This is a genomic window from Actinoplanes subglobosus (assembly GCF_042650585.1).
Taxonomy (GTDB): Bacteria; Actinomycetota; Actinomycetes; order Mycobacteriales; family Micromonosporaceae; genus Actinoplanes; species Actinoplanes subglobosus.
Window position 1 is genome coordinate 486,619 of record NZ_JBHSBL010000024.1, and the last position, 12,898, is coordinate 499,516.

The window sequence follows — 12,898 nt, forward strand, 5'->3', positions numbered from 1 at the left end:
AACAAGAAACAAGACGAACGCACACTCGCAACATTCGCGAAACCTGTCAACCGGGAGCCTTCGAGAGGCATCCGGTGTCGAGTAGTGTGCGATTCGTGGAGCTCACGGACTTCTGGTCGATCGTCGAGGATTCGGCGCGGGAGGGCACCGACCCCGACGAGCGGGCCGCCCGGATCGCGGCGTCGCTGGCCGCGCTGTCCGACGAGGACCTGATCGCCTTCCAGGGGCACTTCGACGACCAGATGGACCGGCTCGGCGGCGACCTCGTGTGGAAGGCCGCGGCCCTGATCCGCAACGGCTGTGGCGACGACAGTTTCAGCCGTTTCCGGGCATGGGTGATCGGCCTGGGGCGCGAGGCCGTCGACCGTGTGGTGGCCGACCCCGATCACCTCGCCGAGCGGCCGGAGATTCAGCGGCTGGCCGGCCGGGACGACAGTGAGTGGGCCGACGACGAGTGGCCGGACTGGGAGGAGTTCGAGTTCGCCGCCGTCAATGAGTACGAGCGCCGCCACGGCGCCGTCGCCCTGCCGCGCGGCGAGCGGGCGGTGACACCGGAGGGTGAGGACCGGGAGCTGCCCCGGCTCGACGCGATGTTCCCGGACAGTGGACCGCTCTGACGGCGGTCAGCGGTTGAAGACGGTCACCTCGATGGCGTAGTGGTCGGCCCGGTACAGGTTGTCGGAGTACTCGACGGTGGCGCCGGTGCTGTCGAACGACGTGCGCTGCATGCTGATCAGCGGTGTGTGCTGGCCGATGTCGAGCAGCCGGGCCTGCGCCGGCGTCGCCGCCTTCGCTGTGATCCGCTGCTTGGCGACGGCCGGTCGCCCGTTCCACTCGGCCATCATCCGGTAGAGGCTGCGGTTGTTGAGCGCCTCGACGGTCAGGTCGGCGAACCGCGGTGGCAGCCAGTTGCGCAGCACGGCGAGCGGCACCCCGTCGGCCAGGCGCAGCCGTTCGCAGTGCACGAGCCGTTCGGTGGCGGGCAGGCCGAGCATCCGGGCGGCGTGCCGGTCGACGCAGTCGCGGTCGAAGCGCAGCACCGTGGTCTGCGGTTGCCGGCCGGCGGCGGCCAGGTCGTCGTAGAGGCTGGTCAGGGCCACCCGGCGGCGGACCTGCACGTCGGTGACCCGGGTGCCGACGCCGCGTTTGCGGGTGAGCAGCCCTTTGCTGACGAGTTCCTCGATGGCCCGGCGGATGGTGGGGCGGGAGATGTCCAGCGTCTCGGCGAGTTCGATCTCGGTGGGCAGGCGTTCGCCGGGGACGAGTTCGCCCCGGTCGATCGCCTCCTCGAGGCGTCGGCCGAGCTGGAAGTAGATGGGGACGGGGCTGGTGCGGTCGATCTCGAGAGGCGGCATGGGCATCGGTGGCACCCCCTCAGCGGTGACAATCGCGGAAGTTTGTCAGTGCGTTCAGAAGAATGTCAATACAAACTATTGACGTGATCAACACGGCGGCAGAGGCTGCTGACACGTGCGGCGGAAACGCTCGCGACATCTTGCCGTAATCGGAGGTGTGATGCAGGACTTCGAGGTCATAGCCATGGGACGTGTCGGTGTCGACATCTACCCCTTGCAGACCGGAGTGGGCCTCGAGGACGTCACCTCGTTCGGCAAGTTCCTCGGGGGTAGCGCGACCAACGTCGCGGTCGCCGCCGCGCGGCACGGCCGGCGAACCGCGGTGATCACCCGGGTCGGGCACGACCCGTTCGGGAGGTACGTGCACCGCGCCCTCGGCGAACTCGGCGTCGACGACCGGTTCGTCTCGTCCGTGGCGGGCCTGCCGACCCCGGTCACGTTCTGCGAGATCTTCCCGCCGGACGACTTCCCGCTCTACTTCTACCGCCAGCCGACCGCCCCCGACCTGATGATCGGGCCGGGCGAGCTGGACCTGGACGCGATCACGAACGCGGGCGTCTTCTGGGCCACCGTCACCGGACTGTCCCAGGACCCCAGCAACAGTGCCCACCACACCGCCTGGCGGGCCCGTGGCCGGCGCCCGCTGACCATCCTGGACCTCGACTACCGGCCGATGTTCTGGGATTCGCCGGACGAGGCCACGGCCGCCGTGCAGGAGGCGTTGCCGCACGTCAGCGTGGCGGTCGGCAATCTCGCCGAATGCGGCATCGCGGTCGGTGAGACTGATCCGGACGCCGCCGCGGACGCCCTGCTCGCCGCCGGGGTGTCCCTCGCGGTGGTCAAGATGGGCCCGGCCGGGGTGCTCGCCAAGACCGCGAAGGAGAGCGTGACCAAGGAACCCACCGACGTCGACGTCGTCAACGGCCTGGGCGCCGGGGACGGGTTCGGCGGCGCTCTCTGCCACGGTCTGCTGAACGGCTGGCCCCTGGACCGGATCATCGGTTTCGCCAACGCGGCCGGCGCGATCGTCGCGAGCCGCCTCGAATGCTCCACCGCCATGCCGACCACGGCCGAGGTGGAGAAGGTCATGGAGGCCGGACGTGTCTGACGACGACCTTGGGAAGAACGACGACCCTGGAAAGTACGACGACCTCGGGAAGAACGACAACCTCGGGAAGGACGACGATTTCGCGGTACTGCGCGGCCTGCGTGCCACCCGCCCGCAGGCGATCGCCGAGGCCGCCGCGCGACGGATCCGCCGTCCGCTGCTGGCCGACCCGGCCGACCGGCTCATGCTGGTCGCCGCCGACCACCCGGCCCGCGGGGCGCTGGGTGTCCGGGGTGACGGCGGCGCGATGGCCGACCGATACGAGCTGCTGCGCCGGCTGCGGACCGCGCTGCGCCGCCCGGGCGTCGACGGGGTGCTCGGCACCGCCGACGTCCTGGAGGACCTGCTGCTGCTCGGCGAGCTGGACGACAAGATCGCCATCGGTTCGATGAACCGGGGCGGCCTGCAGGGTGCGGTGTTCGAACTGGACGACCGGTTCACCGGCTACGACGCGGCGGCGGTGGCCCGGATGCGGTTCGACGGCGGCAAGATGCTCGTCCGGATCGACCCGGACGATCCGGCCAGCGTCCGCACCCTGGAGGCGTGCGCCCGCGCCGTCGACGAGCTGGCCGCGCACGGGCTGCTCGCCATGGTCGAGCCGTTCCTGTCGACCCGGGGCAGCAGCGGCTCGGTGGTCAACGACCTGAGCACGGCGGCGGTGGCCCGATCGGTGGCGATCGCCGCGGGACTCGGCGGGACCAGCGCCTACACGTGGCTGAAACTGCCGGTCGTCGAGGAGATGGAGGCGGTGATGGCGGCGACGACGATGCCGGCGCTGCTGCTCGGCGGCGATCCGTCGGGCAGCCCGGAGGAGACCTACGCGTCGTGGGGGCGGGCCCTGGCCGTACCCGGTGTGCGCGGTCTGATGGTCGGCCGGGCGCTGCTCTATCCGCCGGACGGTGACGTGGCCGCCGCCGTCGACTCGGCGGTGCGGCTGGTCCGTACGGGGGTGGCGGCGTGATCCGGCTGGACGTGACTCCGGAGTCGGCGGGCTGGGGCTACAGCGGCCTGCGCGTCGTGGTCCTGGCACCGGGCGACGAGTACCAGCAGTCCACCGGCGGCGACGAGATGGTCGTGGTGCCGCTGAGTGGCTCGGCCACCGTCACCACCGACGGTGACAAGGCGGAGCTGGCCGGGCGGGGGAGTGTCTTCGACGGGCCGACCGATGTGGTCTACGTGCCGATCGAGACGACGCTGACGCTGCGCAGCGCCGACGGGGGCCGGTTCGCGCTGGCCACGGCACGGGCCACGAAGCGGCTGCCGTTCCGGCACATCCCGGTCGCCGAGCAGCGGATCGAGATGCGCGGCGCGGGGGTCTGCTCCCGGCAGGTCAACAACTTCGCCACCACCGATGTGCTGGACGCCGACCGGATCATCGCCTGCGAGGTGCTCACCCCGGGCGGTAACTGGTCGTCGTATCCGCCGCACCGGCACGACGACCTGGAGGAGATCTACTACTTCGAGGTGGCCGGGGGCGGGCCCGCCTACCAGCGTGCCGACGGGGTGCACGAGGTCCGTACCGGTGAGGTGGTGTTGATCCCGGACGGCTGGCACGGCCCGTCGATGGCCACGCCTGGTTATGACCTCTACTACCTGAACGTGATGGCCGGGCCGGGGGAGCGGGCCTGGGTGATCGAGGACGAGCCGGAGCACGCCTGGGTCCGTGACACATGGACCGGCCAGGCGATCGACGAGCGGCTGCCGTTCGGAAAGCAGGCGTCATGAGACTCACCGTGGGACAGGCCGTTGTCCGGTTCCTGGCCGCGCAGTACACCGAGCGTGACGGCGCCGAGCACCGGCTGATCGAAGGCTGGTTCGGCATCTTCGGTCACGGCAACGTCGCCGGCCTCGGCCAGGCGCTGCTGGAGGCCGAGCTGACCGACCCGGGCGCGGTGCCCTACCGGCAGGGCCGCAACGAGCAGGGCATGGTGCACGCGGCCGCCGGGTTCGCCCGGATGCGCAACCGGATGTCGACGCTGGCCTGCACCACCTCGATCGGGCCGGGTGCCACCAACATGGTCACCGGCGCGGCGCTCGCGACGGTCAACCGCCTGCCGGTGCTGCTGTTGCCGGGCGACGTCTTCGCCACCCGGGTCGCCAACCCGGTGCTGCAGGAGCTGGAGGATCCGCGCGGCTTCGACGTCAGCGTCAACGACACGCTGCGGCCGGTGTCCCGCTTCTACGACCGGATCTGGCGGGCACAGCAGCTGCCTTCGGCGCTGCTCGGCGCGATGCGGGTCCTCACCGATCCGGCCGAGACCGGCGCGGTCACCCTGGCGTTGCCGCAGGACGTACAGGCGGAGGCGTACGACTTCCCGGACCCGTTGTTCCGCAAGCGGGTCTGGCACGTGCCGCGCACACTCCCGGAACCGGGCGCGCTGGCCCGCGCGGTCGCGATCATCCGGAGTGCCGAGCGCCCGTTGATCATCGCCGGTGGCGGCGTCATCTACTCGGAGGCGACCGAGGCGCTGCGGTCCCTCGCCGAGGCGACCGGCATCCCGGTCGCCGAGACGCAGGCGGGCAAGGGCTCGATGCGGTACGACCACCCGCTCGCCCTCGGCGCGGTCGGCGCCACCGGAACCGTGGCGGCCAACGGGTTCGCCCGCGACGCCGACGTCGTGATCGGCATCGGCACCCGCTGGAGCGACTTCACCACCGCGTCCCGCAGCGCGTTCGCCGACCCGTCGGTCCGCTTCGTTAACGTAAACATCGCCTCCTTCGATGCCGCGAAGCACGCGGGCGAGGCGGTGGTGGCCGACGCCCGGGCCGCACTGGAGGCGTTGCTCGACGCGCTGGCCGGTTACCGGACGGATGCCGGCTACCAGGCGCGTGCCCGTGAGCAGGCCCAGGCCTGGGATGCGACCGTGGAACGGGCCTACCACCGGGGCAACCAGCCGCTCCCGGCGCAGACCGAGGTGATCGGTGCGGTCAACGACGCGGCCGGCCCCCGCGACGTGGTCGTCTGCGCTGCCGGGTCGATGCCCGGTGACCTGCACAAACTGTGGCGCACCCGGGACCCGAAGGGCTACCACGTCGAGTACGGCTTCTCCTGCATGGGCTACGAGATCGCCGGCGGGCTGGGCGTGAAACTGGCAGCCCCGGACCGTGAGGTCTTCGTCATGGTCGGCGACGGGTCCTACCTGATGATGGCGCAGGAGCTCGTCACCGCCGTACAGGAGAAGGTGAAGTTGATCGTGGTTCTCGTGCAGAACCACGGCTATGCCTCGATCGGGCGGCTCTCCGCCTCGGTCGGCGCCCAGCGGTTCGGGACCGCCTACCGCTACCGCGACCAGGACGGACGTCTCGGCGGGAGCACGCTGCCGGTCGATCTGGCGACCAACGCCGCCAGCCTCGGCGCGACCGTCCTCCGGGCGGCCACCGTCGACGAGCTGCGCCAGGCGCTGGCCGAGGCGCGGGAGACCGACGGCGTCACGGTCGTGCACGTCGACACCGACCCGATGGCCGACTCGCCGGGCAGCGAGTCCTGGTGGGACGTGCCGGTCGCGGAGATCTCCCAGCTGGAGACGGTCCGGACGGCCCATGAGCAGTATCTCGACGGCAAGCGCGGACAGCGCGACTACCTGTAGAAGGAGGGGACATCTTGACCGGCTTCGCGGAACGTATCGGCGGCGCGCCGATCTCCTGGGGCGTCTGTGAGGCGCCCGGCTGGGGACTGGAACTCCCCGCCGACCGGGTGCTCGCCGAGATGGGCGGGCTCGGGCTGCGGGCCACCGAACTCGGCCCCACCGGCTACCTGGGCAAGACCCCGGCGGATGTCCGGGTCACCCTGGACCGCCACGGCATGACGCTGATCGGCGGTTTCCTGCCGGTGCCGATGCACGTGGTGACCGACGCGGACCTGGCCGAGGCCGCCGCCGCGATGGACACCCTGGCCGCCGCGGGCGCCGAGGTCGTGGTGCTGGCCGCCCGCTCCGGTGACGGCAGTTACGACCACAAGGTGCACCTCGGCGACGACGAGTGGACCACGCTGTTCGCCACCCTGGAGACGCTGCAGGAGATGGCCCGCGACCGCGGCCTGCGCCCGAGTCTGCACCCGCACGTCGGCACCGCCGTCGAGTCCCGCGAGGCGGTGCTGCGCGTGCTCGACGGCAGTGACGTGCCGATCTGCCTGGACACCGGCCACCTGCTGATCGGCGGCATGCAGCCGGCCGAGCTGCTGGAACTGGCCGCGAACCGGATCACCCACGTGCACCTCAAGGACGTCGACCTGGAGGTGTCGGCGACCGTCCAGGACGGCACCCGCGCCTACATCGACGGGGTCCGGGCCGGCCTCTACACGCCGCTCGGCGCCGGTGACGTGGACATCCCCGGCATCGTCCGCGCCCTGGAGAACGCCGGATACACCGGCTGGTACGTCCTGGAACAGGACTGTGCGCTGGCCGACGTGCCCGCCGACGGCCAGGGCCCGGTCGGTGACGCCCGGCGCAGCGTCGCGTTCCTCACCGAGGTGTCCCGGTGACGACGCTGGTCTCTCCCGGATACGTCCCGGCCGGAACCGGAATCGGAGGCTCCACGGTGAAGCGGATCGGCATCATCGGCACCGGCATCATGGGCGCCGACCACGCCCGCCTGCTCACCTCGGCGGTCTCCGGGGCTGCCGTCGGCGGGGTCTTCGACCTCGACGGCGACCGGGCCCGCGGGGTGGCCGAGGCCAGCGGCGGCGCGCGGGTGTTCGCCGACCCGTACGCGCTGATCGCCGACGACGCCATCGACGCCGTCCTGATCGCCTCCTCGGACGCCACCCACGAGGACTACGTGCTCGCGTGTGTGGCCGCCGGCAAGCCGGTGCTCTGCGAGAAACCGCTGGCCCCGACCGTCGACGGCTGCGCCCGGATCCTGGAGGCCGAGACGGCGTACGGCAGCCGGCTGATCACCGTCGGGTTCATGCGCCGCTTCGACCCCGGCTACACCGACCTGAAGGCGCTGCTCGCGACCGGTGCGATCGGTGCTCCGCTGATGCTGCACAACGTGCACCGCAACCCGGCCGCCGTCCCCGGCATGCCGAGCGCCAACCTGATCACCAACTCGGCGGTGCACGAGCTGGACATCACCCGCTGGCTGTTCGACGAGGAGATCACCGAGGTCGCCGTGCACACCCCGCGGCCGACCGGCAACTCCGGCGGCACCCGCGACCCGCAGCTGCTGATCCTCACCACCGCGTCCGGGGTGCTCTCCGACGTGGAGATCTTCGTCAACGCGCGGTACGGCTACGAGGTCCGCTGCGAACTCGTCGCCGAGACCGGCACGGTCACTCTGGACGCGCCACCGCCGACCTCGGTACGCCGTTCCGGACTGCACGCGCGCGAGCTGCCGGCCGACTGGCGGCCCCGTTTCGCCGAGGCGTACCGCCTGGAATTGCAGGACTGGATCGACGGAACCGGCCAGGGCGCCACGGCGTGGGACGGATTCGCCGCCACGTTCGTCGCACAGGCGTGTGTGAACGCGCTGGAAAGCGGAGAACGTTATACCGTCGAGATGCCGGCGATACCCGGGCTATACCGGCGGCAGTAAAAGGTGGGTGCCATTTCTTCGCGTGTTTCTGAAAGTGATGCGGTGACCGATTTTGATCGCGCCTTCGCCTCCCGGGCGCGTGCCGCCCTGGAGCGGGAGGTCCAGGGCATCCGCGCCGAGTCCGGCGACCTGTGGCGGCGGCTCCAGCACCGGCGGCTCGCCGAGCGGGTCCACGCCCTCGCCGCGGCCTGGCACCTGACCGGCGACAGTGGTGTGCTCGCTCCGGCGGCACGGCTGACCGGTCTGCTGCGGGAGCGGCAGAACCCGGGTGGCCTGTTCCGCGGTGGCGACAACGTGGACTCGCCGCCGGACTCGGCGTTCAGCGTCAACGATCTCGCCGACGCGGCGTGGCTGCTGCGCGGCACCGACGAGGGCGGCGCCCTGGTCCAGCTGCTCGACGGCATGACCCCCGCCCTGGTCAAGGGCGGGGTGCACACGCCGAACCACCGGTGGGAGCTGTCCGCGGCCCTGGCCCGCCTGCACCGGCTGCGCCCGCAGCGGGCGATCGCCGACCGGGTGGAGCAGTGGCTGGCCGAGGGCGTCGACATCGAGGACGGGCTCTACTCGGAGCGCAGCGCCAACTACGCCGCCGCCGTGTCGAACCCGTCCCTGCTGGTGATCGCCGACGTGTTCGACCGCCCCGACCTGCTCGACGCGGTCGAGGCCAACCTGACCGCCACCCTCGACCTGCTGCTGCCCGACGGCACCGTGGAGACCGTCCTGTCCCGGCGGCAGGACCAGCGGCATCCGATGCCGTTGAAGCTCTTCCTGCTGCCGTTGCGCACGATGGCGATCCTGCGGGACCGCGGTGACCTGGCCTGGGCCGCCGGGATCGCCCTGGAGCAGGGCATCGTCGCGCCCGCGCACGCCGCCACCGACCCGGTCGCCGGTCGTGCGCTGCCAACGGCGGTCCCGCCGCCGGTGCCCCGGGAGCGCCACTTCGCCGCGGCCGGAACGCTGGTCGCGCACGGCCCGGCCCGGACGGTCGTGGTGTTCGGCGGCTCCGACTACGCACGGCACCGGCGGATCCGCTCCGGGCTGGCGAACTCGCCGACCCTGTTGCGGCTGCACGCCGGCGACACGGTGCTGGACAGTGTCCGGCTGTCGCGCACATTCTTCGGCCTGGGCCCGTTCCGCGCCGGCTCGCTGACCGTCACGCCCGGCGCGGCCACCCTCTCCGAGACCGTCTCGGCCGCCTACTACCAGCCACTTCCCGGGGACGGGACCGGCCGTTACGCCCTCACCGACGACGGCCGCTTCAGCGCCGCCATGGACTTCGCCCATCGTCCCCGCGACGAGGTCACCCTCACCACCGAGGTCCAGGTGAGCCGTACCGGCCCGGGTACCGACCTGACCGTTGACATCAGTGGGGCGGCCGTGGACTGGGCGCTGGAGCTGGCGTTCCGGCCCGGCGGCACGATGACCGGTGCCCGTCCGCTGGGCGGTGATCGATGGCATCTGGAGTCCGGCACGGCCGCCTACGGCGGGCTGTCGGTGACGGTCGTCGAGGGGCCGCGGACGGCGTCGGAGTCCGAACCGGGCTACCACCCGGGTGAGGACTACGAGTTCCTCGGCGGCACCGATGCGGCCGCCGGTGTCCTTCTGTATGTGACCGGAAAAGCCCCGTCGAGGCTTCGCCTGTCCATCGTTTAGGAAACCGTACAGAGCTGCGACCTGCGATATCGACCCGGGTCGATTAAAATCCAACCTGTGAATTAACATGTCGTTGACGCGGTAAGCGCTTTCCTCTAACGTCCGTCGCCACGAGAAGAACCACGAGAAGACATTTCATCGAGGAGATAGTCATGGGCATTTCGGCATCCGCTCGGAAGGGGTGGCTGGCCGCGAGCGTCGTCGGCGCCCTCGTCCTCGGCGCCTGCTCGTCCGGATCCGGCAGCGGTGACGGCGACCCGAAGAGCATCACCTTCTGGTTCTCCACCTCCGCCCAGGACCAGGGTTACACCGACCTGGCCAAGGAGTTCGAGGCCAAGGAGGGCATCAAGGTCGAGATCGTCAACGTCCCCTACGACGGCTACCAGGACAAGCTGAGCCAGGCGGCCCAGGCCAACGCCCTGCCGGACACCGCCAGCGTGCCGTCGCTCGACCCGCTCTGGGTCAACCAGCTGCAGGACCTCTCCAGCATCGCGAACGCCGAAGCCAACAAGATCAACAAGAACCTGGTCACCGCGGACGGCGACAAGGTCCTGTCGATCCCCTCGGACGTCACCGCGGCCGGGCTCTACATCAACAAGAGCCTGTTCGACAAGGCCGGCGTGTCCTACCCGACCGACCCTGCGCAGACCTGGACCTGGACCGACTTCCTCGCCGCCGCCACCAAGGTCCGCGAGGCCACCAACGCCAAGTACGACCTGGTCTACGACAACTCCGCGGCCCGCATCCGCGGCTGGATCTACACCCACGGCGGCACCGGCTTCCAGCTCGGCGCCGACGGTAAGTTCGCCGCCCCGGACGCCGCCACCGTCACGGCGCTCACCGAATTCGCCAAGATCAACGACGACAAGGTCATGCCCAAGTCGGTCTGGACCTCCGGCCAGGACCCGAACGCCCTGTTCAAGAGCGGCCAGGTCGTCGCCTACTACTCGGGCGTCTGGCAGGTCGCCGACTTCGCCGACAGCATCACCGACTTCGAGTGGGCCAGCGTGCCCAGCCCGGCCCAGCCGACCCACGCCACCGACATCAACCTCGGCGGCAAGATGGTCGCGTTCAACAACGGTGACAAGGCCGAGTCGGCCAAGAAGTGGATCGACTTCGTCTTCCAGCCGGCCAACTACACCAAGCTGGCGCAGACCAACGGCTACCTCCCCATCGAGACCGGCCTGACGCTGACCTACCCGTTCGAGAAGAAGGCCGCCCAGGACGCGTTCGCCTTGTACATCAAGGAGATGGAGCTCGCCGACCCGATCTCCAGCTCCGGCCAGGCCAACCAGACCAAGCTGCTGCTGGCCAAGCAGAAGGTCGAGGACGCGCTGATCAAGACCGAGCTGGCCAAGCTGGTCAACGGCGAGCAGGACGCGCAGAAGACCGTGGACGCCATCGTCACCGGCCTGAACGACCAGATCAAGTAGGGGACCGCGACGGGTGGGCCCGCCGGCTTCCGGCGGGCCCACCCTCGCTGGGAAAGACTCGCTGGGAAAGAGGAGTGACCATGGTCTTCAGCGCCAGCCGGCGCCGGCACAACAGCTACACCCTTGCTCCACTGATCCTGATCTCGGTCAACGTCCTGCTCTTCCTGACGTTCTTCGTCTGGCCCGCCATCATCGGCCTGGCCTACTCCTTCACCAGCTACACCGGTGTCGGCGACGCGCCCTGGGTCGGCCTGGAGAACTACCAGGAACTGATCGGTGACGCCGACTTCTACGCGGCCCTGCTGCGCACCCTGATCTACACCGGCTGTGTCGTCCCGCTGATGTTCGTGATGTCGCTCGGCATCGCCTACCTGCTGACCAGCCCGTACGCCAAGGGCAAGACCATCGCCCGGGTGGTCTTCTTCCTGCCCTGGCTGATCTCGCCGATCATCGCCGGTGTCATCTGGCGCTGGCTGTTCGGGGAGAACTTCGGCCTGGTCAACTTCGTGATCACCGAACTCGGCGGCGACCCGGTCTCCTGGCAGTCCAACGGCGACCTGTCCCTGATGATCGTCGTCATAGTGGCCACCTGGGCCGGCACCGCGTTCAACATGCTGCTGTTCATCGCCGCGCTCAAGAACGTGCCGGTCTCCTACTACGAGGCCGCCGACCTGGACGGGGCGAACGCCTGGCAGAAGTTCCGGAGCATCACCCTGCCGGCCATCGCACCCACCTCGTTCATCGTCGTGCTGCTCAGCACCCTGCACGCGATGAAGGAGTACACCTACTTCGTCGCGGTCAACGACGGCGGCCCGGGCACCGAGAACAACCTGATCGTCCAGTACATCTACGAGACCGGCTTCAAACGGGCCCAGATCGGCTACGCGAGCGCGGCGTCGTTCGTACTCCTGCTGATCCTGGTGATGGTGGCCGTTCTCCAGCTGATCGCCAGCCGCCGGAAGGGATCCTGAGATGGCCGTCTCCCGGAGCAGGACCGGCGATCTGCCGAAGAAGATCAGCTCCAGCGCGATCATGTGGCTGCTGGCCGTCCTGTACGGCTTCCCGCTGCTCTGGTTCGTGGTCAGCTCGTTCAAACCCGGCGGCGAACTGTTCTCCTACCCGCTGACGTTCTGGCCGAAGAACCCGACGATCGAGGGCTACACCGACGCCTGGACCAGCTTCGACTTCCCCGGTTACCTGGTCAACACGATGATCGTGGCGATCGCGGCCACCCTGCTCACCATCATCGTCAGCGCCGCCTGCGGATACGCCCTGGCCAAGTACAGCAACTGGTGGCTGAAGATCTTCGCCGGCTGCATCCTGGCCACCACCATGCTGCCGACCGAGACGATCCTGGCCCCGCTGTTCCTGGTGGTCCGCAACCTCGGCCTCTACAACAGCCTGTCCGGTGTGGTGGTACCCGCCGTGATCACCGCCACCGGCACGTTCATGTTCCGCCAGTTCTTCGTCACGGTCCCCAACGACCTGCTCGAAGCGGCCCGCATCGACGGCTCCAGCGAACTGTCCACCTTCTTCCGGATCATGCTGCCGCTGTCCCGGCCGATCATCCTGACCCTGGCGATCTTCTCGTTCCAGTGGCGTTGGAACGAGTACCTCTGGCCGCTGATCATCCTCAACGAGCCCAGCCAGTTCACCCTGCAGATCGGCATCGCCGGCATCGTCGGCGCCAACAACGTGAACTGGTCGATCCTGATCAGCGCCTCCGTCCTCTCCATGGTTCCGCTGGTCGCCATCTACCTGGTGTTCCAGAAGTACGTGATGAACGCAGACATCAACGCCGGCCTCAAAGACTGAGG

At 69.7% G+C, this 12,898-nt stretch carries 12 protein-coding genes; 11 read left to right on the forward strand and 1 reads right to left on the reverse strand.

Annotated features, from left to right (window positions below; genetic code table 11):
- The first annotated feature begins 95 nt into the window (after nt 1–95).
- Entirely contained in the window at nt 96–617 is a 522-nt protein-coding gene (locus ACFO0C_RS36450) for a DUF4240 domain-containing protein (protein ID WP_378071332.1), read from the forward strand.
- Nucleotides 618–623: 6 nt separating this feature from the next.
- On the opposite strand, the gene ACFO0C_RS36455 is transcribed toward ACFO0C_RS36450, so the two are convergent.
- A complete protein-coding gene (locus tag ACFO0C_RS36455; RefSeq protein ID WP_360335219.1) occupies nt 624–1,361 on the reverse strand; it encodes a GntR family transcriptional regulator in 738 nt (245 codons plus the stop codon).
- A 154-nt stretch (nt 1,362–1,515) separates the two neighbouring features.
- On the opposite strand from ACFO0C_RS36455, the gene iolC reads away from it, so the two are divergent.
- The 10 genes from iolC to ACFO0C_RS36505 all read left to right on the forward strand — a co-directional run bounded on the left by iolC (nt 1,516) and on the right by ACFO0C_RS36505 (nt 12,896).
- Entirely contained in the window at nt 1,516–2,463 is a 948-nt protein-coding gene (gene iolC, locus ACFO0C_RS36460) for a 5-dehydro-2-deoxygluconokinase (protein WP_378071333.1), read from the forward strand.
- Nucleotides 2,456–3,424: a Cgl0159 family (beta/alpha)8-fold protein gene (locus ACFO0C_RS36465; RefSeq protein WP_378071334.1), complete on the forward strand. Its 969-nt coding sequence runs from the start codon at nt 2,456–2,458 to the stop codon at nt 3,422–3,424. Before iolC ends, ACFO0C_RS36465 begins: the two co-directional genes overlap by 8 nt.
- A complete protein-coding gene (iolB, locus tag ACFO0C_RS36470) occupies nt 3,421–4,188 on the forward strand; it encodes a 5-deoxy-glucuronate isomerase (RefSeq protein ID WP_378071335.1) in 768 nt (255 codons plus the stop codon). The genes ACFO0C_RS36465 and iolB overlap by 4 nt, the downstream gene beginning before the upstream one ends.
- Nucleotides 4,185–6,050 (forward strand): 3D-(3,5/4)-trihydroxycyclohexane-1,2-dione acylhydrolase (decyclizing), encoded by a 1,866-nt coding sequence (iolD, locus tag ACFO0C_RS36475; protein ID WP_378071336.1) that lies wholly within the window; start codon nt 4,185–4,187, stop codon nt 6,048–6,050. The genes iolB and iolD overlap by 4 nt, the downstream gene beginning before the upstream one ends.
- A 14-nt stretch (nt 6,051–6,064) precedes the next feature.
- A complete protein-coding gene (locus ACFO0C_RS36480; protein WP_378071337.1) occupies nt 6,065–6,943 on the forward strand; it encodes a TIM barrel protein in 879 nt (292 codons plus the stop codon).
- Nucleotides 6,940–7,995, forward strand: a complete 1,056-nt coding sequence (locus ACFO0C_RS36485; protein ID WP_378071338.1) for a Gfo/Idh/MocA family protein — start codon at nt 6,940–6,942, stop codon at nt 7,993–7,995. The genes ACFO0C_RS36480 and ACFO0C_RS36485 overlap by 4 nt, the downstream gene beginning before the upstream one ends.
- A gap of 42 nt (nt 7,996–8,037) precedes the next feature.
- Nucleotides 8,038–9,648: a hypothetical protein gene (locus ACFO0C_RS36490; RefSeq protein WP_378071339.1), complete on the forward strand. Its 1,611-nt coding sequence runs from the start codon at nt 8,038–8,040 to the stop codon at nt 9,646–9,648.
- 152 nt (nt 9,649–9,800) lie between these two features.
- Nucleotides 9,801–11,081, forward strand: coding sequence for an ABC transporter substrate-binding protein (locus ACFO0C_RS36495; protein ID WP_378071340.1), 1,281 nt, complete (start codon nt 9,801–9,803; stop codon nt 11,079–11,081).
- A gap of 80 nt (nt 11,082–11,161) precedes the next feature.
- Nucleotides 11,162–12,052 carry a carbohydrate ABC transporter permease gene (locus ACFO0C_RS36500; protein WP_378071341.1) on the forward strand — a complete coding sequence of 297 codons (891 nt, stop codon included), beginning with the start codon at nt 11,162–11,164 and terminating at the stop codon, nt 12,050–12,052.
- A gap of 1 nt (nt 12,053) precedes the next feature.
- Nucleotides 12,054–12,896 carry a carbohydrate ABC transporter permease gene (locus ACFO0C_RS36505; protein ID WP_378071342.1) on the forward strand — a complete coding sequence of 281 codons (843 nt, stop codon included), beginning with the start codon at nt 12,054–12,056 and terminating at the stop codon, nt 12,894–12,896.
- The last annotated feature ends 2 nt before the right edge of the window (nt 12,897–12,898 follow it).

Bases quoted from the DNA above. Each gene is read 5' to 3' on its own strand.
- ACFO0C_RS36495 (WP_378071340.1), top strand. From the start codon at position 9,801: ATGGGCATTTCGGCATCCGCTCGGAAGGGGTGGCTGGCCGCGAGCGTC.
- iolC (WP_378071333.1), top strand. From the start codon at position 1,516: ATGCAGGACTTCGAGGTCATAGCCATGGGACGTGTCGGTGTCGACATC.
- ACFO0C_RS36455 (WP_360335219.1), bottom strand. From the start codon at position 1,361: ATGCCCATGCCGCCTCTCGAGATCGACCGCACCAGCCCCGTCCCCATC.
- ACFO0C_RS36505 (WP_378071342.1), top strand. From the start codon at position 12,054: ATGGCCGTCTCCCGGAGCAGGACCGGCGATCTGCCGAAGAAGATCAGC.
- iolD (WP_378071336.1), top strand. From the start codon at position 4,185: ATGAGACTCACCGTGGGACAGGCCGTTGTCCGGTTCCTGGCCGCGCAG.
- ACFO0C_RS36500 (WP_378071341.1), top strand. From the start codon at position 11,162: ATGGTCTTCAGCGCCAGCCGGCGCCGGCACAACAGCTACACCCTTGCT.